Raw genomic sequence first — 25,450 nt, 5'->3', positions numbered from 1 at the left:
ATTTTGTAATTTGGTGCTCGAAATTTCAAATTTCTGCAATTATGTCTAAAGTTGTTTTGATAACAGGAGGGTCCTCTGGAATAGGAAAATCCATTGGGGAGTTTTTGCACCAAAAAGGACATTTGGTTTTTGGTACCAGTAGAAATCCGAAAAACTATCCGGAGAGTCAATTTCAATTACTTGAATTGGATGTAAAGGATTCAGTTTCTATTGATGAAGCTGTTTCCCAGGTTATTAGAGCTGAGGGGCGATTGGATGTATTGGTAAACAATGCAGGTGCTGGGATTACAGGGCCTATTGAAGAAATTCCGGAGGAAGAAATTAAGTCCAATTTTGAGACTAACTTTTTTGGCCCAATCAATGTGATTAAAGCCGTATTGCCACAAATGCGAAAGCAAAAGTCGGGATTAATCATAAATATCACTTCAATTGCAGGCTATATGGGCTTGCCTTACCGCGGTATTTACAGTGCCAGCAAAGGAGCTCTGGAGGTGCTGACGGAAGCCTTTAGAATGGAGCTAAAACCTTTTAATATTGAAATGACCAACGTGGCTCCTGGGGATTTTGCTACTAATATCGCTTCAGGAAGATATCATGCCCCATTAAAAGAGGATTCACCCTATTGGAAAACTTATGGGAAATCTTTGGAGTTGATGAATGAACATGTAGATTCTGGAAGTAATCCCAATATGATGGCTGAAGCTGTATATGGCGTAATAAATACCAAAAGGCCCAAAATTCATTATAAAGTTGGAGCGTTTATGCAAAAATTCTCTATTGTGTTAAAAAGAGTATTGCCCGATAAAGTATATGAGAAATTATTAATGAATCATTATAAACTTTAATCGAAGCCGATTTTCGAAAACTTTTAGAAACTTTTCGATAGATTTTCCTAATACCCAATGGAGTAAACCCATAAAATTGTAAATTCGCCCTAAACTATAACACGCATAAAAACAAGCAAATGAAATTTTTTATTGACACAGCAAACCTAGACCAGATAAAAGACGCTCAAGATATGGGGGTTTTGGATGGTGTAACGACAAATCCATCATTAATGGCGAAAGAGGGCATTACCGGTCACGATAATATTTTGAAACACTACGTTGACATTTGCAATATTGTGGATGGTGATGTAAGTGCCGAGGTGATTTCTACGGATGTTGAAGGAATGATAAGAGAAGGGGAGGCTTTGGCAGAACTGCACGACCAGATTGTTGTTAAATTACCGATGATAAAGGATGGTGTAAAGGCTTGTAAATACTTTTCTGATAAAGGCATTAAAACAAATGTTACCTTGGTATTCTCTCCGGGTCAGGCCATCCTAGCAGCAAAGGCGGGAGCAACATATGTGTCTCCTTTTTTGGGTAGACTGGACGATATATCAACAGATGGCTTAAACTTGATTTCTGAAATCCGCCATATTTATGATAACTATGGATTTGAAACTCAGATTTTGGCTGCTTCAATTCGTCATACCATGCACGTTGTAGATTGTGCCAAGATTGGTGCCGATGTGATGACCGGGCCTTTAAGTTCCATTGAAGGCTTGTTGAAACATCCTTTAACGGACATAGGGTTGGCTAAGTTTTTAGCGGATTATAAGAAAGGAAACTAAAAAAACTTAAGTGTATAATAAAGGCGCAAACTTCAAAAGAGATTTGCGCCTTTTTTGTTATCTGAAAGTAGTGTTCTTTGTAAACTCCCTTTATTCTTCCCCCGTAAAAGTACTCATCACAGCATCGCTCACTCCCATATTACTGAATCCTCCATCGTTGTAAAGATTCTGTAACGTTACTCTTTTGGTCAAATCACTAAACAAAGTAACTGTATAATTGGCACAGTCCATGGCCGTGGCATTTCCTAAAGGCGACATTTTCTCGGCATAGGAAATAAAACCATCAAATCCCTTAACACCACTTCCTGCCGTTGTAGGCGTCGGTGATTGGGAAATAGTATTGACCCTCACTTTTTTATCCCTTCCAAAGAAATAACCAAAACTGCGGGCAATACTTTCTAAATAAGCCTTGTTGTCTGCCATATCGTTATAATCAGGAAATACACGCTGGGCTGCCATGTAAGTTAAGGCTACAATACTTCCCCACTCATTCATAGCATCTGTCTGATACAAAGTTTGCATCACTTTATGAAAGGACATCGCCGAAACGTCTGTGCCTTTTTGAGTCCAATCATAATTTTGGTTCGTATAATGATTTCCTTTTCTAACGTTGATGGACATCCCAATAGAATGCAACACAAAATCCAACTTTCCCCCTAAAATCTCCATGGATTTCTCGACCAAATTTTTCAAATCGTCCAAAGAAGTGGCGTCGGCCGGAATAACTTCAGCGCCGGTTTTTTCAGCCAAAGCTTTGATTTCGCCCATTCGCATTGCAACTGGCGCATTGGTCAATACAAATTGCCCACCTTCTTCATGAACGCGTTCAGCCGTTTTCCATGCTATCGAATTGGAATCTAAAGCTCCAAAAATAATCCCCTTTTTTCCTTTTAATAAATTGTAAGACATATTTCAGTTAGTTTTTTAGTGTTGTCAAAATACGTATATAAGGTCAAAAATACTAAACTTTTCGCCTTTAAGCCTTTTTAATTAAGCAATTCTTTGGCATGGGCTATAGCGGAGGAAGACAATTCTTTGCCACCCAACATTTGAGCGATTTCCACAATGCGGTCGTCATGGTTCAGTTTCACCAAATTAGTTTGTGTCAAATTATCCACATCTTCCTTAAACACCTTGAAGTGCGAATGGCCTTTGGCCGCAATTTGGGGTAAATGGGTAATGGAAAACACCTGCATGTTTTTGCTCATCTGCAACATGATATCCCCCATTTTATTTGAGATTTCGCCAGAAACCCCGCTGTCAATTTCATCGAACATGATAGTTGGCAATTGGATGTAATTTGATAAAATCAATTTAATGGCAAGCATAATCCTGGACAATTCCCCACCAGAAGCAGCCTTTTTCAAATCGTTAAAATTGCCTCCTTTATTTGCTGAAAACAAAAATGACAGGCTGTCTTTTCCGTTATTGAAATAATGGTCGCCTAAAACAAGTTCAATTTTAAACTGAGCGTTTGGCATCCCCAAATCGGATAGAATGGCTTGTAACTGACCTCTTAAATCTGGAATTGCATTCATCCTTTTCTTATGAATTTCTTTAGAGACAGTATCCAATTTAGACGCCATGGTTGCAATATCCGCCTCCTTTTGGGCAATGGTTTCATCTAAATTTTGGGTAACGGCAACTTGTTTACTTAGCTCATTTCTGATTTCAATCAGTTCAGTAATGGAATCGGTCTGATGTTTTTGCATGAGGTTGTGAATCCCCTGCAATTTTAAGTTTACTACCTCCAAGCGCATCGGATCAGCCTCCAAGTTTTCCTGCAATGCATCCACTTCTCCAAATACATCATCCATTTCGATAAAGCAACTGTTTACCCTATCAAATAAATCTTCATATTTGGACGATACAGCCGATAACTTTTGAATGGCATTTTTTAAATTGGAAAGCATTGCCATTATCCCCATTTGTTCTTCACCCAACAATTGATAGGCTTCAGAAAGTCGCTCTTTAATATCCTCAATATTATTAAGCGTTTCGTACTCCGATTCCAAAGATTCCATTTCGCCATCCACCAGTTTTGCCTCTTCCAACTCATTGAGCAAAAAGGTGTTGTAGTCGTGTTCCTTTATGGCTTCGGCTTTTAAAGCAAACAGCTCATCCAATTCTGTTTTGAACTTTTTGTATTGTACCAAATACTCTGAGTATTCAACTAAATTTTCATCATTACCTGCCAAAGCATCGATTACCTGAAATTGAAAATCATTTTGGGTGAGTTGCAACGTTTGGTGTTGGGAATGGATATCCACAAGTTGGTTTCCCAAGGATTGCAAACTATTCAAATTTACTGGAGAATCATTGACAAAAGCCCTAGATTTCCCCGATGGTAAAATTTCCCTTCGGATAATAGTTTGTGGCTCATAATCTAAATCCTCATCTTTGAAGAAAGCCTCCAAAGCATAATGCTTCACATCAAAAACAGCCTCGATGACGCACTTTTCATCCGGTTGTTTTAAGCTTGATAAATCTGCTCGTTTTCCCAAAATCAAAGATAAACCACCTAATAATATGGATTTACCAGCTCCGGTTTCACCAGTAATTATAGTGAAGCCGTCATTGAAATTGACCTGAAGTTCGTCAATTAAAGCGTAGTTTTTTATGGTGAGGGCAGTTAACATAGGAGTTGGCAGTCTCAGTATACCGTAAGCAGTAATTTAAAAATTAAACTAGAATGTAATATTCCTCCATTTGCTGGAATGCATAGGGGCAATTTTTTGCAAAAGGTCTTTTAATTCGGCAATATTCACCTGGGGACCACCTGTAAAAATTTGCTCCACTTCCTCTGCTTTTGCATCGAAAAAGGTTCTCAGTAAAAAGGAATTCGGCCTTCTACTGTTCAATGCTTTAAACTCTGATAAACTCTTCGCAACTTCTTCTTTTCCCTTTTTCAAATCCTCGCTCATCATATCCAAGCCCATCCTATGGTAGCTGTACATAACGTCCCTAAATTCCTTAAAAGTCGTGGAAAGGACATTATCGATTAGCATAAATCTACTTTGCAAACCGTCTTCCAGTTTCCAACCTTTAAAGTTTTCACCTTGCGTATAATTTACTATGGTCTGCGCCTGTTTGTAATACTGCTGTCCACCATTTTTCTCATAGGAATCTGCATCTAAAGCTAAGATCATATAAATATGAAAGGTCAGCACTGAAATCAAATTAGAGCTAAACTGATTCGGGTTGTAGATCAGATTTTGGAATTCCACATATCTAAAGCTAAAATCGTTATCATTGAAATTGTACAACGGGGTGCTATAGGAAGAACCGAATATTGGTCGAGAAGACTGCACTTGGATACTGGCGTTGAACAGCTCACTATTATATTCCTGAATAATTATATTCATACTGCAGTTGATCAGCTCCTGAGAGCCAAACAGGCGGTCGGTCCACTTGGTGTTATTTACAAACTCGGTCAGTTGTTTTTCTAAATTTTTGAAAATCTGAAGGTTTTCATTTCCAGTCTGCTGTGCATTGACCACAACGGTACAATTGAGTTCTTGGGCGAACCCTAAACTGCCAATACTCAAGAGAAGAATAACAAGAAAATTACGCATGCGTCTGCTTTATGATTTCGTTTAACAAATCCTTTGCCACTTCGGCTTTGGACTTTAATTGAAACTCGGTTATGACATTTTTAGTATCAATAAAGGTCACTTTGTTTGTGTCGCCTTTAAATCCAGCACCTTTATCGTTCAACGAATTTAAAACAATTAAATCTAAATTCTTGCGCTTTAGTTTCTGTTTTGCGTTTTCCAATTCGTTATTGGTTTCCAGCGCAAATCCCACTAAAAACTGCCCTTTTTTTATTTTGCCAAGCGAAGCCAAAATATCTTTGGTACGCTCTAATTCCAAGCTTAAGGTGTCTGTTTTCTTTTTTATTTTTTGAGATGATACCTCCTTTGGTTTGAAATCAGCGACCGCAGCAGAAAGAATTGCGATATCCATATCATCGAAATGCTTATGGGCTTCATCATACATTTCGGAAGCGCTGGTTACGGGAAGTACATTTATCAAACTATGAGATGTTTTCTGACACGTTGGGCCAGTTATCAAAAACACCTCAGCACCCAAATTAGCAGATGCCTTAGCAATTTCAAAACCCATTTTCCCGCTGGAATGATTGCCAATAAACCTAACAGGGTCGATGGCTTCATAAGTGGGCCCAGCAGTAATTAATACTTTTTTTCCTTTTAATGGCAGTTTATCTAAAATATCGGCTTCGATGAAACTCACAATATCCTCCGGCTCAGCCATTCTGCCCTCACCAACTAATCCGCTGGCCAATTCGCCACTAGTTGCAGGAATCATAATATTTCCAAAGGACTTCAGTTTTTCAAAAGACGCTTTTGTGGATTCGTGCTTATACATATCCAAATCCATCGCCGGAGCAAAATATACTGGACATTTTGCTGACAAATATGTGGCCAATAATAAATTGTCGCAAACGCCATTGGCCATTTTCGCCAGAGTATTTGCAGTAGCTGGAGCAATTACAAAAATATCGGCCCAAAGACCCAAATCCACATGGTTGTTCCAAACGGCATTATCATCTTCTTCAATTGTAAAAGACGAATACACAGGATGTTTTGAAAGTGTAGATAAAGTAAGTGGAGTGACGAAGTCCTTCGACGCAGGGGTCATAACCACTTTAACGTCGGCCCCGGCCTTAATAAAACCCCTCACCAACTCGGCAGTTTTATAAGCGGCAATACCGGCGGTTACGCCCAAAAGTATATGTTTGCCGCTTAAAATACCCATAAATGTTTTTGGAAATTATACTTGAGAATCTTCCTCAGTATGTCTGAAATAAATCTTGTCCGTAAGCCACTCTTGAACCGCAAGGGCATGAGGCTTAGGCAATTTTTCATAGAATTTTGATACTTCAATCTGTTCCTTGTTTTCAAAAACTTCTTCAAGGCTGTCATTGTAAGTAGCAAATTCCTCCAACTTATCGATTAATTCCTTTTTAATTTCAGTATTAATCTGCTCGGCTCTTTTTGCAATGATTGAAATAGACTCGTAGATGTTCTCAGTAGGCTCATCTACTTGGTTTCTATCATAAGTAACCGTGTTTACGGGAGCAGTGGTTTTTTTTAAATCCATCATTATATTAACTTTTTGCGCTATAAGTTTCTAATTCTTTATCTAATTCTGTGGCCATGACATCTGCGGTCTCAACAAATTCAGAGTTGCTGTAGGCCTGCTTAAATGTTGTATAATATTCCTTGGCCTGTTCCAAACGCGCCTTCTTTTTATATTCAACACTGTTGATGGCCAGTTTATAGGCTGAATCAAAGCGATAGAAAAGCGCACTCTCTCGAAGTGATGACCCTGGAAATCCATATATAAAATTATCAAACGATTTTATAGATGCTTGAAAGTCAGATATATGGTTGTACTGTTTTGCTATCTCAAAAGCCTTTTTCTCTAGTTTATAATCCAATTCCTTTATTAAAGTATTTGCCTCCGAGGCATACTGAGATTCTGGGAATACATTCAAAAACTCCTGAAGCTTTTCAATTGCTTCCTTGGTTTCTGTTTGATCCTTCGAATAAATCGGCGACAGCATGTAATAGCTTTTAGCACTTAAAAACGAGGCCTCCTCTTTCTTTTCACTTCTAGGGTAGCTGGATACAAAACGCTCAAACTGATAACCGGAAACATAATAGTCCTTCATTTCAAAAAAGGATTTCGAGTACAGGTACATCAACTTTTCTGCCTGAGGTTTTCCTTTATATTTGGGTACAACTTGCGCAAACAAACGATTTGCTTTCTCAAATTTGCCCAATTTATATAGTGAGTCACCTGTTTTAAACTTGAACGCAATGTCCTCCGATTTCATGGCTTTTTGAAATTGGCTACAAGAGCTTAATACACAGGCAACAACTATTATGCTTAAAAGGTTTCTCATAGATTTTAAACAAGATGCAAAATTACATTTTTAAAATGTAACTTAAAAATATTATTTGAAGGCGAATTTAATCGAAGGATTCCAATAGTGGTAAGGTTTAAGTTAACTTTAACACCATTAGAAATCGCTAAAAAACTGTTTGATTTTTTGTTTCAATCCATCAGAAGCCGGAACCAATGGCAATCTAACCGTATCCCTACAAAGTCCTAAGGCCGCAAAAACTGCTTTAATACCGGCCGGATTATTTTCTTCAAAAATATAATCGATAACATCCATTAATCTAAAATGAAATTGATATGCAGATTTTGCATCCCCCTTCAGACCTAAACGAATCATTTCCGAAAACTCCTTTGGAAAAGCTTGACCAATTACAGAGATGACACCAGCACCACCTGCCAAAACAATTCCTAGGGCAATGTCGTCATCACCAGAAATCACCAAAAAGTCCTCTGGCTTATTTTTTATCAGTTGTAAATATTGCGACACTTTATTTCCGGCTTCCTTGATACCAATAATGTTATCAAAATCCTTGGCCAAACGAATTACCGTTTCTGGTTCAATATTTTTTGAAGTGCGACCTGGTACATTGTAAAGTATAATGTCAATTGGGCTGGCTTCTGAAATTGCCTTAAAATGTTGATAAATACCTTCTTGGGTAGGTTTCGTATAGTATGGCGATACCGAAAGTAATGCATCTATTTGGCTCAAATCCGTTGATTTAATTTCTTCTATAATTTGTACCGTGTTATTACCTCCAATGCCCAAAACCAAAGGAACACGTCCATTATTCGCTTCAATAATAGCTTCAGTAATCGCTTTCTTTTCCTGTTTGGTAATGGTAACACTTTCGGCCGTAGTACCAGAAATCACCAAATACTCCGTGCCGTTTTCAATATTAAAATTGACGATGTTTTTCAATGCGTCAAAATCCACACTCAAATCCGCCTTAAAAGGCGTAACCAATGCCACTCCAGTCCCCAGAAACTTACTCTTCATTTTTTAAATTTTGTTTAGTACGGTCAAGTATTTAAAAACCTCGTCCTCAAATACCTTTTTCTCCTTAATTTTTGTTTTGATGATGATATCGTTCAAACGCGAATCGGTTTGCAAAATTCCGATTTTTAATTGAGATTTCGACAATGCTGTTAATAATTTTAATTCCAAAAGATCTTCGGCATAAAAACTTAGTAAAACATCAAAAGGCTCATCCAAAAATGCTTTCAATTCGATATTTTTGATTTCCCCTTTCCACCCAAAATCCTTGGCATTGTAACAAGCATCCCAAGCATGGCCTTCTTTTTTCGTGTCTTTTGTGTAGGCTATCACCTTTATTCTATTCGCATGGATTTTCAACCGCGAGGCCAGTACGTTAAATGCGTTGAAATTGTCTATTTCATCATAATTAAGTATAATTCCGAGGCTTTTAATTTTCTTGCTATCAACCAATACTTTACGCTCGGATAACAATTTATTCAAATACTTTTTATTTGATTTTTCCTTGAAAGCCTTAAAAATCATTTAATTTTATACTTTCAGCAAAGGTAGCAAAAGTACAGGCAAAACATTATGAAATTTTACGCACCGAAATCCATGAATTTTAAGCACCTCGCACTTTTGATGGTCTCCCTTTTGATGTTCAATTGTAAACAGCGAAAATTGGATTTAAAAACGATTGAGGGGCAGCGGATTAGTGTTGATTCAACATTACATTCCAATGAAAGCATTGAGGCTTTTATAGCGCCGTACCGTAATCACATCGAAAAGGATCTGAGTACGGTTTTGGCCTATGCCACGGGTACACTTTCTAAATATGACGGCAAAAGAAACACTTCCATAGGTAACCTGATGGCGGATATTGTAAAAATCCAAACTAATCCTGTTTTTAAACAAAGAACTGGCCACGACATTGATGCAGTAATTTTGAACAATGGAGGCATTCGAAGTACTATTCCAGAAGGGAATATTACCCCAAGAACGGCTTATAATGTGATGCCATTTGAAAATGAAGTAGTGGTCGTGGGCTTAAAAAAAGTGGCCTTTGACAGGGCCATAAAATTCCTCCTAAAAACCGAGAAACCTCATCCTATCGGAGGGCTTGAACTAGTGGCAGACCGTGATGGCAATTTGTTAAGTGCTAAAATCAATGGGGGTGAAATCGACCCTAACAGAACTTACTATGTAGCAACAAGCGATTATCTGTTTCACGGTGGGGACAACATGAAATTTTTTAAACAAAATGAAGGCTTTTATGATTTGGACTATAAAATCAGAAATGCCATGATGGATTATTTTAAAAAAATTGACACAATTCGACCCAAAATCGATGATAGATTTATTATCAAATAACTTATGAAAAGAAGGGATTTTATTCAGAAAGCTTCGTTGGCCGGAAGTGCATTGGCGTCTTTTGGAGGGTTGGGTTTGCAATCGTTTTCAACTGCTCCTTACGCTACTAAAATTACAATTTTGCACACCAACGATGTGCACAGCCATATTGATCCTTTTGGACCAAATGATGGGCGAAATGCCAACAAAGGTGGTGTGGCGAGACGCGCTTCGCTGATTGAATCCATCAGAAAAAATAGTCCGAACACGTTATTATTGGATGCAGGTGATATTTTTCAAGGCACCCCTTATTTTAACTATTACGGCGGTGAATTAGAATTCAAGTTGATGAGCAAATTGAAATATGATTTGGCCACCATCGGTAACCATGATTTTGATAACGGGATTGAGGGGTTGTACGCCCAACTCCCTCATGCACAATTTGAATTTGTTTCAGCGAATTATGATTTTTCAAATACTATTATGGACACCCATGTCAAGCCCTATAAAATCTTTAGCAAAGCCGGTATAAAAATTGGCGTTTTTGGATTGGGGGTCGAACTTGAAGGCCTGGTGTTGAAAAAGCTTTATAAAGAAACCAAATACCTAGACCCGATTGAAATTACCCAAGAAATGACTCGGATACTTAAGCAAAATGAGCAATGCGATCTCATTATCTGCCTATCCCATTTGGGGTATAAGTATGCACGTAATCCAAAAAAAATATGCGACTTAAATTTGGCCGAAGTCACAAAAGATATTGATTTAATTATTGGTGGCCATACACACACTTTCTTGCCGAAACCAACTATTGTTAATAATGCTGCCGGTAGGGACACCCTGGTGAATCAGGTAGGCTGTTATGGACTGTATTTGGGCCAAATAGACTTCTATTTTGATTCGGAAAAAAAGAAAACTTCGGAAGGAGCTACTATTATCGTTTAACATTTTTAATATTCATTTTGAAAAGTTTAGGGTTTTACCTCGTCTAAAGCCGCATCAAACTAAAACAAGATGAAAAAATACATTCCACTCGCCCTGCGCATTATTGTTGCCGTCATTTTAATACAGACTCTACGTTTTAAATTCCTTGCTCATGAGGATAGTGTTTACATTTTTGAAAAAGTAGGGCTTGAGCCCCATGGCCGAATTGGCATCGGTATTGTTGAATTGATTGCGGGTATCCTATTATTAATCCCTAGAACAGTTTGGGTAGGTTCAATTTTGACCTTAGGCGTTATAGGTGGTGCGATTTTTATGCATCTTACCCAATTGGGTATTGAAGTTAAAGATGATGGTGGCGTACTTTTTGTTACTGCGGTGGTTACGTTTATATTAGCAGCTATAATAACTTATCTCTACAGAAAAGACATTCCGTATTTAAAGTTATAACTTTTGCTCGTACAAAGACCCGGCTTTCGTATTCTTGTAGTTGAGCTTAGTCTGTTCATAGAGAAAATAGAATCCAACGAGGGCAATAGTAACAGTTAAGAAGTTAAGAAGGTTTTGATGGGACACATAGAGATAGGCCACGTTCAATACTTCGGAAAACACGATACAAAGCGCGCCAATCAAAATATAAAATGCCTTTCTGCTATCTTTTTGGAAATAATTTAACAATGCCACAGATAGAATCAATAACATTGAAACATTATAGGTTATTTCAATAAAATATTCCGAACCAAATATTAAATAAGGATTCACGACTTTCAAAAGTGCATAGGCAATATAGGCGTTTAAAGCTAGCAAAACCGCAATCGAAAATTTATAATTCTTCAAAACATATTTAAAGCATAGGCTTTTGCTTATTTCAATAAGTAGGGATAGGTATGCCAAAATATACAGTGAATTTCCAAGAAAATAATCCACATCACCAGGTAAGCTTTTTGAAAATATAACCATCAAATCCGAAATAGAATAGAGCACCAAAAACAGAATAAAAAATAATGACCTTTTCTGAACCATACAGAAGTAGCCCATCGCAAGAAGTGGCAATATAAACGCACTGCAGGATTCCGCTATATATTCATCCCCTTTGAATTGGAATATTACAAAAAGGGTATATACACTACCTACTAAAAATGCTAATAGCTTGGGGCTACACATGAGAGCAATTTTAAGTTCTTGGACAAATATAAATAAAAAATGTAATTAATCGATAAAAAAATGCATTTTATCGTTAAAATTTACAAATAATCTATTTTTTGTAAGAATTCAACCTCTGAAAGTAATGCTATTCCCAAGGATTCTGCCTTTGTTTTTTTGCTAGGTCCCATGTTTTCGCCAGCAACAATAAAACTTGTTTTTGAGGATATTGAGCTACTTACTTTACCGCCATTGTCCTCAATTAGTTTTTTAAGTTCGTTTCTTGATACTTTTTCAAATACTCCGGAAACGACAATGGATTGTCCGTTTAAAATATCGGTTTGCCCTTCCAATGCTTCGGAAGATACTTCCAATTGAACGCCAAAACGTCTCAATCTATTGATGATTTCAATATTTTCTTCGGAAGAAAAGAATTGCGTCACGCTTTCCGCAATCTTTACACCTATTTCGTCCACCTGCTCCAGCTCTTCTTGGGTAGCATTCATCAAATTGTTGATGGACTTGTAGTGTTTGGCTAATTTTTTGGCTACTGTTTCGCCTACATACCTAACCCCTATAGCATACAATACTCGCTCAAAAGTGATGTTTTTGGACTGTTCAATGCCATTAATGAGGTTCTCTGCACTTTTTTCCGCCATGCGCTCCAAAGGAATGACTTGCTCCTTTGTCAATTCATATAAGTCGGAATAATTGGAAATTAAACCTTCATTAACCAAAAGTGCAACCGTTTCTCCACCTAAACCTTCAATATCCATGGCTTTTCTAGAAATATAATGCTGAATCCTTCCAATAATCTGGAGGTTACATCCATTATAATTTGGGCAATAGTGTTTGGCATCGCCTTCTGTGCGTATCAGCGGGGTGCCACATTCCGGACAATATTCTATGTATTTAGTCGGCGTTGAATCTAGCGGACGCTTATCAAAGTCCACACCTATTATTTTGGGGATAATTTCTCCGCCCTTTTCCACAAAAACGGTATCCCGCTCCCGGATATCCAATTTTTCAATTTGGTCGGCATTGTGAATGGAGGCGCGTTTTACAGTAGTTCCTGCCAGCTCCACTGGTTCTAAATTTGCAACCGGGGTAATCGCTCCAGTTCGTCCAACTTGATAGGTTATCTCATTTAAAAGAGTCGATACCTGTTCGGCTTTGAATTTATAGGCCATAGCCCATCTTGGAGCTTTCGCAGTAAAGCCCAATTCCTCCTGCTGCTGCAAACTGTTCACTTTAATGACCGCACCATCGGTTTCATAAGGTAATTCGTGCCGTTTTTTGTCCCAATAATTGACGAACTCTAAAACTTCATCTACGGAATTGGCCAAAACCGTCACATCGGGCACTTTAAATCCCCAGGATCGTGCTTTTTCCAAACTCTCAAACTGGGTGGAAATTCCCAAATCAGCTCCTTTTAAACTATATAACAAACATTCCAAAGGCCGTTTCGCCACCTCGGTGCTATCCTGCAATTTTAAACTTCCGGAAGCTGTATTTCTTGGATTGCGGTACGGTTCTTCGCCGTTGGCTATGCGCTCCTCGTTCATTTTGTTAAAGCCGTCAAAAGGCAACACTATTTCTCCGCGAATTTCAAATTTGGAAGGATAATCCCCTTTTAATTGTAAGGGTACGGATTTGATTGTCTTTACATTGGCAGTAACGTTATCCCCTTGAAAGCCATCCCCTCGAGTTACCGCTCGGACTAATTGTCCGTTTTCATAGGTAAGGCTCATCGAAGCCCCGTCATATTTCAGTTCGCAGGTATATTGTACCTCACCGTCCACCAATTTTTTGATGCGCTTTTCCCAATCCAGCAAATCTTCCTTTGAATATGAGTTGTCAAGGGAATACATTCTGTGTTCGTGCACAACCGTTTCAAAATTCTTGGTGACTTCACCACCAACGCGTTGGGTTGGGGAGTTAGGGTCGTAAAATTCAGGGTGACTTTCTTCAAGTTTCTGAAGTTCTTTTAGTTTTATATCGAATTCAAAATCCGAAATGGTGGGATTGTCCAACACATAGTAATTGTAGTTGTGGTCTCGGAGTTCGTTACGGAGGGTTTGAATTTTGTTATGTACGTCTTGCATGTTTAATGTTCGGCTTTTACCATTCTATTCTTTCCAAAGATATCTTTTCTCAGTTCAATATTCTTATAATTGTGTTGCTCCAAAAGTGCCACGGTTTCCTGTCCCAAATATTCGTTAATCTCAAAAAATAGTTGTCCGTTTTTCTTTAAAGTGGTTTTCGCAAATTCACCAATTGCTTTGTAAAACTGCAACGGGTCATTATCTTCTACAAACAAAGCTAAGTGTGGCTCATTGTCTAACACATTGGGTTTCATCATGTTTTTTTCAAGCTCCCTAACATAAGGAGGATTGGATACGATGATGTCAAATTTTTGGGATGCTGAAACAAGTTCAGCATGACAATCCTTTAAAATATCGGCTTGAATAAACTTAACATTTACCTTATTCAACCTTGCATTTTCCGTAGCGACTTCCAACGCATTTTTACTGACATCCAATGCGTAAACATTGGCATTCTGTAATTTTTTAGCCAAACTTATGGCAATGCAGCCACTGCCTGTGCCGACGTCTAAAATATTTATGTCCTTGTCGGGATCCGTTTCCTTTAGAACCCATGCTACTAATTCCTCGGTTTCCGGTCTTGGAATCAAAACACTTGGGTTCACCTTAAATTTCAAACCATAAAATTCGGTCTCACCTATAATATATTGTATCGGTTTTTCCTGTTTTAAAAGCTGAAGACTTTCTAATATGCTCGCCATATCTGTAATTCCAATATCTGGTTCCAAAGCAAGGCGAATTCTATCCACTCCATAATTTTTTTCAATTAGTAGATAAAAAAAGCTATCAATTTCTTCTTTTTCATACAGCCCCGACAGCTCAACATGGAACTTTGCTTGTACTTCCTTTAACCTCATAATTCCTTTGTCATCCAGACACCGCAAGAATAATGCCCTGTGTTCCCCAACGCTTCCTTCAAATGCTGAAAGCCAAAACTTTCATACATCGCTATGGCGGCTTTTAACTGCGATGCCGATTCCAAATAGCAGGTTTTGTAACCCAAAGTTTTGGCCGTATCCAAGCATTTTTGAAACAATAATTTCCCATAACCCAATCCCCTAACTTTTGGCGAAAAATACATTTTTTGCAATTCGAAAATAGTGCCATCGCTATCCGCCAAAGGTTTAATTCCTGCACCGCCCATTACTTCGCCATCACTATCCAGAACATAGTAAACCTCATTATCCTTCTGATAAGATTCAAACATTCGAGGAGTTTCATCATCAGCATAGGCTGTCCCTTCCAAAGGTATTTTGAATTCATGGAAACAGGCCCGAATCACCCGTTCAATCTGGGCATTGTCCTGTGGCTGTATTTCTCGGATAACAATAGTATCTTTACGCACCTAAAAACGCTTTTTCTGAAAAGTGAAGATACATTAAATCTTAAAAAATTGGCATGAGACAGTTCATTATATTATTAACAATGGTGGCCTTTCTTTTTGGTTGTAAATTAAAGGAAAAACCCATTTTTGTCAACGTTGAAAATATCGAAGTGGTTGAGTCCAATTCAAAACACATTGTGCTTTCCGCGGACGCCAAATTTGTAAACCCGAACGACATTGGAGGCGAGTTGAAAACCGATGAAATCAAGATTTTAGTGAATGATAACGAAATGGGCTACGTGTCCACGGAAAGCTTTAAAGTTCCAGCCCAAAAGGAATTTTCGATTCCATTAACCGCAAAAGTTCCCATAGATAGTTTAACCAGTGGGAAAAGTATTGGCGGACTGATTGGGAGTTTGTTCAGCAAAACTGTAAAAGTGCAATACAAAGGGGAAATTGTTTATAAAGCCTTGGGTTTGTCTTACCGTTATGAAGTGGACGAAACCGAGGACGTAAAAATCAAACTTTAGTGTTGAGCATACACGAAACTTATATTAAACGATGTATTGACATCGGTAAAAACGGATTTGGCAATACAAGACCAAACCCGATGGTAGGGTGTGTGATTGTTTCAAATGGTGAGATTATCAGTGAAGGCTTTACCAGTGTCTATGGGAGTAATCATGCTGAGGTTAATGCTATTTATAAGGTAAAAGACAAATCCCTTTTAAAAGAAGCTACACTTTACGTAACGCTGGAGCCTTGTTCGCATTACGGAAAAACACCTCCTTGCTCCGACCTTATTATTAAACATAAAATTCCAAAAGTAGTGATTGGCTGTATGGATGACAACGAACAGGTGGCAGGAAAGGGGATTAAAAAAATGATAGAAGCGGGTATTGACGTGACCGTTCCGATTTTGGAAAACGACTGCCGGGAACATCACAAACGTTTTTTTACATTTCATAATAAAAAACGACCTTATATTATTTTGAAGTGGGCAGAAACACAGGATGGTTTTATTGCTCCCGAATCGAGGCAAACGAAGTCTCCAGTATGGATTACAAATAAAGCTTCGAGACAATTGGTGCACAAATGGCGAGCTAAGGAACAGGCCATTTTGGTTGGCACCAATACTGTTTTGGAGGACAATCCAAGTTTGACGGTTCGCGATTGGTCGGGGCAAAATCCTATCAGAATTGTTATTGATAGAAAAAACAAATTGCCAAAAAGGCTAAATGTTTTTAGCGATAAAGCGGAAACCATAATAATTGATGAGCAAAAGGCTGATTTCTCAAAACCTTTAGCTGAACAAATCTGCAAAGTACTTTTTAAAAAACAAATCAATTCGGTTATCATTGAAGGTGGTGCAAAAACACTTCAGGCTTTTATTGACGAAAATCTTTGGGACGAAGCTCGGGTTTTCAAAGGAAGCGCAGTTTTTGAAAATGGGGTAAAAGCCCCTGATTTTAAAAGGAAACCATTCTCAGAGGAAACCATAAAAAATGATATTTTAAAAATTTACCGAAATGATTAAAACCATCATCTTTGATTTTGGGAACGTGTTTATCGATTTGGATATTGAAACGGCATTTAAAGTGACATTGGAAAAACTTGGAATTTCTTCTTTGCCCGAAGATATCATTGAAATCAATAAGCAATATGAAATTGGCAAAGTTACTTCTGAAGAATTTATTGATTTTTATGTTGAAAAGTTTCCCTATCTAAGCAGGACTGAACTGGTCGATTTATGGAATTTGATTTTAAAGGATTTCCCAAAGTACCGTTTGGATTTTTTAAAACAATTGAAAGACAAAGCAAGGTATCAACTCATATTATTGAGCAATACTAACGAACTCCATATCGATTGGGTGAAAGCGCATGTTCCTTTTTATAAAGAATTTAAAAACTACTTTCATCAATTTTATCTATCCCACGAAATTCACTTAAGAAAACCCAACAAGGATATTTTTGAGTTTGTGCTGAAAGAAAACGAACTAAAGCCTAATGAATGTCTTTTTATAGATGATAATGCCGACAACATTGAAACGGCCAAAATAATGGGTATCCATACTTGGCATATCCGCCCTGGTGTGGATGACGTTGTAGATTTGTTTTCAGTGAAAAGCCATTTGTTTTAAACATTGAAAGCCAAGGATACATACAAAACCATTGACGCTAGCCCGAAACCCATTCTTTTTAAGGAAAAGAACAGCAAATTTTTTGGGTATGTCTTTCCCGTTTTGAATGAAACTGAGGTTAAACTTAATTTGGATAAGGTCAAAAAAGAACACCATTCCGCGAGACATTGGTGCTATGCCTATCAAACCGGAACAGAGCAAATTATTTTTCGTGCAAACGATGATGGAGAGCCCAGTAATTCGGCAGGAATGCCTATTTACGGACAAATACAATCTTTTGGTCTTACTAATGTTTTAATAATCGTTGTTCGATATTTCGGAGGCGTAAAACTCGGAGTTGGCGGACTGATTCAAGCCTATAAGACCACTGCGCAACTAGCTTTGGGATCCTGTACTATTATTGAGAAAACCATAAATAATCAGTATCAATTATCTTTTGAATACAAAGATATGAACAAGGTAATGCGCATTATAAAAGAACAACAGCTTCAAATAATACATCAACAATTGGAATTAAGTTGCAATATCGCTATTTCAGTCAGAAAAAGGGATGCCCTAAAAATTCATGAAATGTTTGAACGTACTTTCGGTATTGAAATCAAAAAACTATAAATTCCTACGAAACCAAATCTAATATATATTGGGGCGCCCTCACCGGTCGATTCGTTTTCATATCAATAAAAACCAAAGTGGTTTCGGCAGTGGTCAAAATTTCGCCATTTTCATTTGTGATTTCATACTCAAATTCAATCTTAGCCGTAGGTGTTTTTTTGAGTTGAGTTTTTACCTTAATTAGGTCATCATAACCCGCTGATTTTTTATAATTTATATTCAAAGAAATTACAGGAAGCATGATGCCGTTCTCTTCCATTTTTTTGTATGAAATTCCAAATTTTCGCAACCATTCAATTCTACCCATTTCCAGATATAATGCGTAATTACCGTGATACACAACTCCCATTTGGTCTGTTTCACCATATCTCACTCTTATTTGTATTTCATCGAATTTCATGGGCTTTTGTCAATATTTTTTTGTAGTTTCGGCTAGTGATTAAACATGGGGAAAAATTTCTGAAAATTCAATAGTATTTCGTTTTTTTTTTTAGAATTTTGTTCACATATTTGCCACACAACAAAAGGGGGATTTGAAGGGGCGCTTCTCTTTGAATTAAATCAACTAAAACCAAGAATTTAAACCAATGAGTATAACTGCGCAATCGGTATGGAATAACTGTCTTAATTTTATAAAAGATAATATTCAACCTCAGGCGTATAAAACTTGGTTTGAGCCTATTGTAGCCGTAAAGCTTCAAGAAAACGCCTTGAGTATTCAAGTGCCGAGTAAATTTTTCTACGAATGGCTTGAAGAACATTACGTTAAGATTTTAAAAGTTTCGTTAACCAAGGAATTGGGTGAAAATGCCAAATTGGTGTACATCATTAAAATGGAGAACACCTATGGCAACAAACAACCGTTTACGGAAAAAATCCCAAGTTCTAACAGGACTCCCGTAAAAGCGCAAGATGTTGATATCCCTTTGGACAACAAAAGCCCGGAATTAAAAAACCCGTTCGTCATTCCCGGGATTCGAAACGTTAAAATCGAATCGCAATTGAATCCCAATTATAGTTTTGAAAACTTTTTGGAAGGCGATTCCAACCGTTTGGCGCGAAGTGCGGGATTAGCCGTGGCCGCAAAACCGGGAGGCACCTCGTTTAATCCTTTGTTGGTTTTCGGTGGTGTTGGTTTAGGTAAAACCCATTTAGCACATGCTATTGGGGTTGATATCAAAGATAAGTACCCTGAAAAAACGGTACTGTATATTTCTGCTGAAAAGTTTACACAACAATATATTGATTCTGTAAAAAAGAACAACCGCAACGATTTTATCCATTTCTATCAAATTATTGATGTTTTGATAATTGACGATGTGCAGTTCCTTTCCGGAAAATCTGGAACACAGGATGTATTTTTCCATATTTTCAATCATTTGCACCAAAATGGAAAACAGGTTATTTTGACGAGTGATAAAGCGCCAGTGGATATGCAGGATATTGAGCAACGCTTACTGTCCCGCTTTAAATGGGGGCTTTCCGCCGAATTGCAGCATCCTGATTTTGAAACACGCGTTTCTATTTTGAAAAACAAACTTTATCGTGACGGTGTTGAAATGCCTGATGATATTGTGGATTATGTGGCCAAAAATATCAAGACGAATGTTCGCGAATTGGAGGGTGCAATAATTTCATTGATTGCTCAATCGTCATTCAATAAAAAGGAAATCACAATTGACCTCGCCAAACAAATCGTTGAAAAATTTGTCAAAAACACTAAGCGCGAAGTCTCTATCGATTATATACAAAAAATAGTGTCCGACTATTTTCAAATGGATGTGGAAACGCTTCAATCCAAAACGCGAAAGCGCCATATAGTTCAAGCCCGTCAATTGGCCATGTTTTTCGCCAAAAAAATGACCAAAGCGTCTTTGGCCAGTATCGGCTCCCAAATCGGAAAACGCGACCACGCCACAGTACTTCATGCCTGCAAGACGGTGGACAATCTATCCTCCACCGATAAGCAATTCAGGAAATACGTTGAGGACATCACAAAAAAACTATCCGTTTAAAATCTTATTAAAATGACTCGAATCCTAATGGTATGTTTGGGCAATATTTGCCGCTCACCATTGGCCGAAGGTATTTTAAGGTCGAAACTTCCAGCACAGGGTTTTGAAGTAGATTCTGCCGGGACGGCGGCATATCATATCGGTAGCTCCCCGGACAGACGCTCAGTAGCCGTTGGCAAAAAATACGGTATTGACATTAACGGTCTCAGAGGAAGACAGTTTCAGAAACGGGATTTTGACAACTTCGATTTGATTTATGCCATGGACGATTCCAATTTTAGGAATATTATCAAAATGGCCAGAAAGGATGACGATATTGCCAAAGTACATTTGATTTTAAACGAAATTGCTCCAGGTGAAAACCTCAATGTCCCTGACCCTTATTATGGAGGAGACCAAGGTTTTGAAAACGTTTATCGGATGCTGGATAAAGCCTGCGAAACAATAGCCTATAAAATCACCTCCAAATAATTAGGCTCTTATTTATTACCTTTACGTAGAAAGTATTTATCACTGAATTCAAATCCGTGCAAAAAGGCAATTTATATCTTATTCCAACAACTCTCGGAGACAATGCGCCGCTTGAGGTTTTGCCTATTTCGGTGAAAAAGGTTATTGAAGACACTAGGTTTTATATCGTTGAAAACGAAAAATCTGCAAGGCGATTTATCAAAAAAATAAGCCCGAAGAAACAACAATCCCTATTGGAATTGTTTTTATTGAATAAATTCACGCAACCCATAGAGCTACCAGAATTTTTAGAGCCCTGTAATCGCGGCATTGACGTCGGACTATTATCTGAAGCGGGCTGTCCTGCTGTTGCCGACCCAGGAGCGGAGATCGTGAAATTGGCCCATGAAAAGGATATTCGAGTAGTGCCTTTGGTGGGGCCTTCATCAATTCTGATGGCGATGATGAGTTCTGGCCTAAACGGACAAAGCTTCGCGTTTAATGGCTATTTACCAATTGATAAAAACGAAAGAAAAAAGGAGTTGAAGAGATTGGAGCGCCTGTCCTTTGAAAAAAACCAATCCCAGATATTTATTGAAACACCCTACAGAAATAACAATTTACGAGAAGACATTATCAAAACTGTTTCTGCGGAAACTAAAATTTGCGTGGCCTGCGACCTCACTTTGCCCACAGAATTTATTAAAACGTTACCGGCCAGTCAATGGGCCAAAAAAAAAGTAGACCTCCACAAGAGGCCTACTATCTTTATCATCCATAAAAGCTAATCGCTTTTAGATTGAATTTACTTTTGCTTTTTTGTTAGCTTTCAAGAAAGACGTATCATAACCCGAAAATCGTTTCATGTAATACGCTACGGTTGTACCATAGCCATCAGCAAAGTTATCCAATCCATAACTTCTTAAATACTTTTTAACGCTACCTGGACCAGCTAAGTGGGCCGCCGCCAAGATACCCGACTCTGTTACTACAACACCATTAATGCGTTTACCGACAAAGTTGTTGATATCCCTGCGCAAAATCCATTTGTTGCGTTGGGCATTAGCAATAAATGCCTTTTCCTGAAGTTTTGGGTTCTTTAAAAACTGCTGGATGTTTTTTACGCCAATAAGACCTAAGGTCTCTTTCCCAAACTGGTATTTCCCCAAATACCCGTAAGTGTTCACCGTAAAATAGTTACCTCCAGATTCTTTAAAGGCCAAAGCCTCTTTGAAACCTACGAAAGATTTACCCAAATAAGGTGTAAAAGCTTCGTATCCATCCTCTGATGCCTTGGCACTAACCTTAGTGCCTGCATCCTGACTAACGGTGTAATTCAACACCAAGCCATCAGTTGAGTACTTACTTAAATCAACCGCTTCCGTTGTAGAAAGCGACATGTACAATAGTATCAATATTGTAAGTGTTAATGATAAGCAACTTGCAATAATTTTTACCATAATTTGTAAATTTCTTCAGCAAAATTACAATGTAAAAATGCTTGAAAATTTGAGCGTGCAAAATTATGATTTTTTTTAATCATTTCAAAATTAATCGATTAAGTACTTGTTTTAAATGTAGAATAGATGAAATGCACCCCCATTTTTATTAATTTCTAAGGCTGGAAACGGTACTTTTATCAAATTGAAAATGTTAAAAATCGTGCGTAAAAATGCCGATTCTGTCCTTATCTTTTGCAAATTTAGGTCAAAACTTAAAAAGAACTGCCGGTATCTCGAATTAGTTGTTAACACTTGATTGTCAGGAACTTTTGAGCCATACAGCATGCCGTTGCCACTGTAGCCGACAGCCAGATTTAGCCATTCCGGGATTTTACTCTTTTTAAAAAAAGAACGTAGATTGAAACTTAGCCAATAGGTTTGTCCGTTATAATCTTTCAAAACCTGCTCGAAAAACGATTTTCCTAAAGTTTCGGGCCGTTGTTCAGCATAGCTTGTTTGGTGAAAACTGAATTTTAGGTCAATTCTTTGCTCGTTCCACAATAATTCTTGCGAAATATAGAGTCCGGTACCCAATGCATTTGCACCAATATCACCCCAGGAAAAACCCCATTCGCTGGAAAAGCCATCCAGCACCTCCACAGCCGTTAAAAATCCAAACCCTAAAGTGGCTCCATAAAGGAGCTGGTCCTTTTTACTAACCCCACTCCAATTTAAAACATTAACACCTTGCTTTCCCATTTGATATGCAGTAAAGACATGCCCCAACTTATCCATTTGCAACCAGTCATTATTATCATTTACTGTATGGAATTTTGAGCGTTCAAAATCCGCGTACCAGATTTGATTCAACCCAACCAAAGACAGCGTAACCAATGAAGCTTCAGAAATTACTACAGCATTTCTACGTTGGATGTTTAATGTATCACTAGGTGTTAAAAATCTATTGAGTGCGGATTGGGAAAAAGCACAACAACTGTATAGCAGGCAAATGATGATATTGAAACGAAAATATCGCACTATTTTCTGATGCCTTGCGACGAAAGATATCTATGATATTCACGAGCATTAGCATTGTGTTGGGCTAAGGTTTTTGCAAACTTATGATAGCCCAATCGTTTAGCATCAGCCACGAAATAGAGATAACTGCTCTTTTCATGGTTTAAAACCGCCTCAATCGCAGAAATATCAGGCATCGTAATTAGCCCTGGGGGCAATCCTCTACTTTTATAGGTGTTGTAGGGCGAATCAATTTCCTTGTGGACGTTTAGCACCCGTTTGATGACGGTGTTTTTATACTGCGGCAATTGGTAGGCCGCAAACTTTAACGTTGGGTCCGCCTGTAACGGCATACCAATACGCAATCTATTAATGTAAACACCCGCCACCCGTGGTTGTTCGGTTGGTTGCTTAGTCTCTTCATAAACTATAGAGGCTAGGGTCATCACTTGATTTTTATTCAGTCCGATACTTTCAGCCTTCGCAATTCTGGAGGCATTCCAAAATTTTTGATATTCCAAAAGCATTTTATCCCTAAAGCCTTCCGCATTGGTATCCCAATAAAACTGATAACTATTTGGAAGATACATCCCCAAAGCAGTGGCACTGTTGAACTTATTTTCCTTTAAAAAACCTTCATCTCTCATAGCTGTCAATAATGACAGACTATCTGCCTCAATCTGCTCAGCAATCCTTCCTGCTAAGTCCTCTAGCGAGCCTTGATTATTGAACAAAACCTTTACAGGGATATTTTTGCTCCGTATGGAATTGATAATATCATTGTTGCTCATTCCATTTTTAATGACATACTTTCCAGATTTCACGTTGTTTGTGTACTGCTTTTGCTTTGCCAACACATCAAACTTGTCGATGTCCTTCAACAAAGGCTCCAATTGAGCCCTAACATCTTTATAAGCATCGGTAGATTTTATATAGATATAAGCCTCTTCATTATTGAAATTGGTGTTAGGGGCCAACATCGCACCATATATGTAATAAGCAAAATAGCCTGCCACGACTAATCCTATTAGGGCAATAGCCCAAAGTATTTTTTTAATGTACATTATGCTCTAATGAGTTGAAATAGGTATTCATTTTGAAATTCGCCTTGATTGAAGTTCCAATCCTTTTTAAGACCAATTTCAATAAAACCATTATTGGTGAACAACTGAATACTTCTTTTATTGTCTTCTGAAATATTGCAATACAATTGATGTAATCCTAAATGCGAAAAACTATAATCGACAAGCAGTTTTAAAGCTTCGCCACCATGACCCTTATCACGGTTATCGGGATTTTTGACGATAATACCGACTCCTGCTCTTTTGTTTTTAAAGTCGAAATCGAAGAGGTCTATAAGTCCCAACGAATTGCCTTTTTTATCACAAATAACCAATCGCAATTGTTTTACTTCATAGATATCTTTAAGCGCATTTTCTAAATATTGTTTGATGACATATCTGGAAAAGGGTGTTTGGGTATTGCTCAATGCCCAAATATTTTCATCGTTTTCTAGTTCGAAGACAAACTCCAAATCCTCGGGCTCAAGCGCTCTCAGGCTGATATGTTTGCCATTAAGCGTTTCCATAACTGCCTTCAAACACCAATTTTGCTGGGCCGATAAGCCATACATTGGAATAAGTTCCATTATCTAAGTCAAAGGACACTTCAAGTTCTCCACCTTCGACCTTAAGCTTCACCAAGTTTTTTTCTGTTTCACCTATATAGTGCATCGCTATGGCTACGGCCGTAGCACCCGTGCCGCATGACAAAGTTTCATTTTCAACACCGCGCTCGTAGGTCCTTAGCCTAAAAGCATCTTCAGATAGTTTCTTTACAAAATTCACGTTGGTGCCCTCCTGAAAATAAGGCGCTCCATATCTTATGTTAGCTCCAATCGTTTTGACATCAAAGCTATCAATGGCTTCTTCAAACTGAACGTGGTGCGGTGAACCGGTATCTAAAAATACATATCCTTCTTTATTGTTGATATTACCCACATCCTGCATCTGCAAACGAACAATTCCATCGGCAATAGAGGCATGATGCAATCCGTCAACTGCTTCAAAAACAGCGTGGTTTTCGATCACCCCCAATTGTTGAGCAAAGGCCACCAAACACCTCCCTCCATTGCCACACATAGAACTTTCCCTGCCATCGGAGTTATAATACACCATTTTAAAATCATATGTATCATGATTTTCCAAAAGAATCAATCCATCAGCACCTATGCCAAAACGTCTGTCACAAAGCTGTGCCACCAGTTTGGTATTATTTTTGTCGAATTGTTGTTGACGATTATCAATCATCACAAAATCGTTACCAGTTCCTTGATATTTGTAAAATTTTTGTTGCATAACTCAGGGCACAAATATAAGAATATT

The 25,450-nt window shown here is 38.0% G+C and carries 30 protein-coding genes; 12 read left to right on the top strand and 18 right to left on the bottom strand.

From position 1 onward, the window contains the following. Positions 1-41: 41 nt before the first annotated feature. Positions 42-845, top strand: coding sequence for an SDR family oxidoreductase (locus ACFSR8_RS09435; protein ID WP_380291366.1), 804 nt, complete (start codon positions 42-44; stop codon positions 843-845). A 119-nt stretch (positions 846-964) separates the two neighbouring features. After that, positions 965-1,618, top strand: coding sequence for a fructose-6-phosphate aldolase (fsa, locus tag ACFSR8_RS09430; protein ID WP_380291364.1), 654 nt, complete (start codon positions 965-967; stop codon positions 1,616-1,618). 90 nt (positions 1,619-1,708) lie between these two features. Here the strand turns inward: fsa and ACFSR8_RS09425 are convergent, their stop codons facing one another. From ACFSR8_RS09425 to ACFSR8_RS09390, 8 genes are all read right to left on the bottom strand, one after another. After that, the gene (locus ACFSR8_RS09425) at positions 1,709-2,527 is read right to left on the bottom strand and encodes an enoyl-ACP reductase FabI (protein ID WP_186563728.1); all 819 of its coding nucleotides are present in this window, start codon (positions 2,525-2,527) and stop codon (positions 1,709-1,711) included. Between the two features lie 77 nt (positions 2,528-2,604). Continuing rightward, on the bottom strand, positions 2,605-4,257 hold the full coding sequence (recN, locus tag ACFSR8_RS09420; RefSeq protein WP_380291362.1) for a DNA repair protein RecN: 1,653 nt from the start codon (positions 4,255-4,257) through the stop codon (positions 2,605-2,607). A 48-nt stretch (positions 4,258-4,305) separates the two neighbouring features. After that, positions 4,306-5,193 carry a type IX secretion system protein PorD gene (gene porD, locus ACFSR8_RS09415; protein WP_380291360.1) on the bottom strand — a complete coding sequence of 296 codons (888 nt, stop codon included), beginning with the start codon at positions 5,191-5,193 and terminating at the stop codon, positions 4,306-4,308. Next, positions 5,186-6,397, bottom strand: a complete 1,212-nt coding sequence (gene coaBC, locus ACFSR8_RS09410) for a bifunctional phosphopantothenoylcysteine decarboxylase/phosphopantothenate--cysteine ligase CoaBC (protein WP_380291358.1) — start codon at positions 6,395-6,397, stop codon at positions 5,186-5,188. The genes porD and coaBC overlap by 8 nt, the downstream gene beginning before the upstream one ends. A gap of 15 nt (positions 6,398-6,412) precedes the next feature. Then, positions 6,413-6,742: a DNA-directed RNA polymerase subunit omega gene (locus ACFSR8_RS09405; RefSeq protein WP_186563752.1), complete on the bottom strand. Its 330-nt coding sequence runs from the start codon at positions 6,740-6,742 to the stop codon at positions 6,413-6,415. Between the two features lie 7 nt (positions 6,743-6,749). Beyond that, the gene (locus tag ACFSR8_RS09400) at positions 6,750-7,550 is read right to left on the bottom strand and encodes an outer membrane protein assembly factor BamD (RefSeq protein ID WP_380291356.1); all 801 of its coding nucleotides are present in this window, start codon (positions 7,548-7,550) and stop codon (positions 6,750-6,752) included. A 117-nt stretch (positions 7,551-7,667) separates the two neighbouring features. After that, positions 7,668-8,546, bottom strand: coding sequence for a 4-hydroxy-tetrahydrodipicolinate synthase (gene dapA / locus ACFSR8_RS09395; protein WP_380291354.1), 879 nt, complete (start codon positions 8,544-8,546; stop codon positions 7,668-7,670). 3 nt (positions 8,547-8,549) lie between these two features. Then, complete coding sequence (locus ACFSR8_RS09390) at positions 8,550-9,068, bottom strand: DUF6913 domain-containing protein (RefSeq protein WP_186563722.1); 519 nt, start codon at positions 9,066-9,068, stop codon at positions 8,550-8,552. A 48-nt stretch (positions 9,069-9,116) separates the two neighbouring features. Between ACFSR8_RS09390 and ACFSR8_RS09385 the strand changes: the two genes are divergently transcribed. The 3 genes from ACFSR8_RS09385 (at position 9,117) to ACFSR8_RS09375 (ending at position 11,267) form a co-directional block, all read left to right on the top strand. Then, positions 9,117-9,896 carry a 5'-nucleotidase C-terminal domain-containing protein gene (locus tag ACFSR8_RS09385; RefSeq protein WP_380291351.1) on the top strand — a complete coding sequence of 260 codons (780 nt, stop codon included), beginning with the start codon at positions 9,117-9,119 and terminating at the stop codon, positions 9,894-9,896. A gap of 3 nt (positions 9,897-9,899) precedes the next feature. Beyond that, entirely contained in the window at positions 9,900-10,820 is a 921-nt protein-coding gene (locus tag ACFSR8_RS09380) for a metallophosphatase (protein WP_380291349.1), read from the top strand. 69 nt (positions 10,821-10,889) lie between these two features. After that, the gene (locus ACFSR8_RS09375; RefSeq protein ID WP_380291347.1) at positions 10,890-11,267 is read left to right on the top strand and encodes a DoxX family membrane protein; all 378 of its coding nucleotides are present in this window, start codon (positions 10,890-10,892) and stop codon (positions 11,265-11,267) included. Here the strand turns inward: ACFSR8_RS09375 and ACFSR8_RS09370 are convergent. The 4 genes from ACFSR8_RS09370 to ACFSR8_RS09355 all read right to left on the bottom strand — a co-directional run bounded on the left by ACFSR8_RS09370 (position 11,262) and on the right by ACFSR8_RS09355 (position 15,410). After that, positions 11,262-11,981 (bottom strand): hypothetical protein, encoded by a 720-nt coding sequence (locus ACFSR8_RS09370; protein WP_380291345.1) that lies wholly within the window; start codon positions 11,979-11,981, stop codon positions 11,262-11,264. The genes ACFSR8_RS09375 and ACFSR8_RS09370 overlap by 6 nt on opposite strands. 80 nt (positions 11,982-12,061) lie before the next feature. Beyond that, positions 12,062-14,065, bottom strand: coding sequence for an NAD-dependent DNA ligase LigA (gene ligA / locus ACFSR8_RS09365; protein WP_380291343.1), 2,004 nt, complete (start codon positions 14,063-14,065; stop codon positions 12,062-12,064). Positions 14,066-14,067: 2 nt separating this feature from the next. After that, complete coding sequence (prmC, locus tag ACFSR8_RS09360) at positions 14,068-14,922, bottom strand: peptide chain release factor N(5)-glutamine methyltransferase (RefSeq protein ID WP_380291341.1); 855 nt, start codon at positions 14,920-14,922, stop codon at positions 14,068-14,070. Then, positions 14,919-15,410: a GNAT family N-acetyltransferase gene (locus ACFSR8_RS09355; RefSeq protein ID WP_380291339.1), complete on the bottom strand. Its 492-nt coding sequence runs from the start codon at positions 15,408-15,410 to the stop codon at positions 14,919-14,921. Before ACFSR8_RS09355 ends, prmC begins: the two co-directional genes overlap by 4 nt. A gap of 53 nt (positions 15,411-15,463) precedes the next feature. Between ACFSR8_RS09355 and ACFSR8_RS09350 the strand changes: the two genes are divergently transcribed. Genes ACFSR8_RS09350 through ACFSR8_RS09335 form a run of 4 tightly spaced genes read left to right on the top strand, consistent with a single transcriptional unit; the run spans position 15,464 to position 18,142 of the window. Beyond that, positions 15,464-15,919, top strand: coding sequence for a hypothetical protein (locus ACFSR8_RS09350; RefSeq protein ID WP_380291337.1), 456 nt, complete (start codon positions 15,464-15,466; stop codon positions 15,917-15,919). 2 nt (positions 15,920-15,921) lie between these two features. Then, a complete protein-coding gene (gene ribD / locus ACFSR8_RS09345) occupies positions 15,922-16,926 on the top strand; it encodes a bifunctional diaminohydroxyphosphoribosylaminopyrimidine deaminase/5-amino-6-(5-phosphoribosylamino)uracil reductase RibD (protein WP_380291335.1) in 1,005 nt (334 codons plus the stop codon). Then, positions 16,919-17,530, top strand: coding sequence for an HAD family hydrolase (locus ACFSR8_RS09340; RefSeq protein WP_380291333.1), 612 nt, complete (start codon positions 16,919-16,921; stop codon positions 17,528-17,530). The genes ribD and ACFSR8_RS09340 overlap by 8 nt, the downstream gene beginning before the upstream one ends. Before the next feature lie 3 nt (positions 17,531-17,533). Continuing rightward, on the top strand, positions 17,534-18,142 hold the full coding sequence (locus ACFSR8_RS09335) for an IMPACT family protein (protein WP_380291331.1): 609 nt from the start codon (positions 17,534-17,536) through the stop codon (positions 18,140-18,142). A 4-nt stretch (positions 18,143-18,146) separates the two neighbouring features. Here ACFSR8_RS09335 and ACFSR8_RS09330 read toward each other — a convergent pair whose 3' ends face one another. Further along, entirely contained in the window at positions 18,147-18,542 is a 396-nt protein-coding gene (locus tag ACFSR8_RS09330) for an acyl-CoA thioesterase (RefSeq protein ID WP_380291329.1), read from the bottom strand. Positions 18,543-18,729: 187 nt separating this feature from the next. On the opposite strand from ACFSR8_RS09330, the gene dnaA reads away from it, so the two are divergent. From dnaA to ACFSR8_RS09315, 3 genes are read left to right on the top strand one after another with little or no spacing between them, the layout of a single operon-like run. Further along, positions 18,730-20,157: a chromosomal replication initiator protein DnaA gene (dnaA, locus tag ACFSR8_RS09325; protein WP_380291327.1), complete on the top strand. Its 1,428-nt coding sequence runs from the start codon at positions 18,730-18,732 to the stop codon at positions 20,155-20,157. A gap of 12 nt (positions 20,158-20,169) precedes the next feature. After that, positions 20,170-20,628 (top strand): low molecular weight protein-tyrosine-phosphatase, encoded by a 459-nt coding sequence (locus ACFSR8_RS09320; RefSeq protein ID WP_380291325.1) that lies wholly within the window; start codon positions 20,170-20,172, stop codon positions 20,626-20,628. A gap of 56 nt (positions 20,629-20,684) precedes the next feature. Continuing rightward, the gene (locus ACFSR8_RS09315) at positions 20,685-21,395 is read left to right on the top strand and encodes an SAM-dependent methyltransferase (protein WP_380291323.1); all 711 of its coding nucleotides are present in this window, start codon (positions 20,685-20,687) and stop codon (positions 21,393-21,395) included. Positions 21,396-21,401: 6 nt separating this feature from the next. Here the strand turns inward: ACFSR8_RS09315 and ACFSR8_RS09310 are convergent, their stop codons facing one another. From ACFSR8_RS09310 to dapF, 5 genes are all read right to left on the bottom strand, one after another. Next, entirely contained in the window at positions 21,402-22,067 is a 666-nt protein-coding gene (locus tag ACFSR8_RS09310) for a peptidoglycan-binding protein LysM (protein ID WP_380291321.1), read from the bottom strand. A gap of 111 nt (positions 22,068-22,178) precedes the next feature. Further along, positions 22,179-23,087, bottom strand: a complete 909-nt coding sequence (locus tag ACFSR8_RS09305; RefSeq protein ID WP_380291319.1) for a DUF2279 domain-containing protein — start codon at positions 23,085-23,087, stop codon at positions 22,179-22,181. Next, on the bottom strand, positions 23,087-24,130 hold the full coding sequence (gene mltG, locus ACFSR8_RS09300) for an endolytic transglycosylase MltG (protein WP_380291317.1): 1,044 nt from the start codon (positions 24,128-24,130) through the stop codon (positions 23,087-23,089). Before mltG ends, ACFSR8_RS09305 begins: the two co-directional genes overlap by 1 nt. Further along, the gene (locus tag ACFSR8_RS09295) at positions 24,130-24,654 is read right to left on the bottom strand and encodes a GNAT family N-acetyltransferase (protein WP_380291456.1); all 525 of its coding nucleotides are present in this window, start codon (positions 24,652-24,654) and stop codon (positions 24,130-24,132) included. The genes mltG and ACFSR8_RS09295 overlap by 1 nt, the downstream gene beginning before the upstream one ends. Continuing rightward, positions 24,641-25,423 (bottom strand): diaminopimelate epimerase, encoded by a 783-nt coding sequence (gene dapF / locus ACFSR8_RS09290; RefSeq protein ID WP_380291315.1) that lies wholly within the window; start codon positions 25,421-25,423, stop codon positions 24,641-24,643. The genes ACFSR8_RS09295 and dapF overlap by 14 nt, the downstream gene beginning before the upstream one ends. Between the last annotated feature and the right edge of the window lie 27 nt (positions 25,424-25,450).

Origin of the sequence: Hyunsoonleella rubra (assembly GCF_042684665.1) — a bacterium.
GTDB classification, from domain to species: domain Bacteria; phylum Bacteroidota; class Bacteroidia; order Flavobacteriales; family Flavobacteriaceae; genus Jejuia; species Jejuia rubra.
The sequence above is the reverse complement of the archived record's forward strand: the minus strand, read 5'-3'. Positions and strand labels throughout refer to the sequence as shown.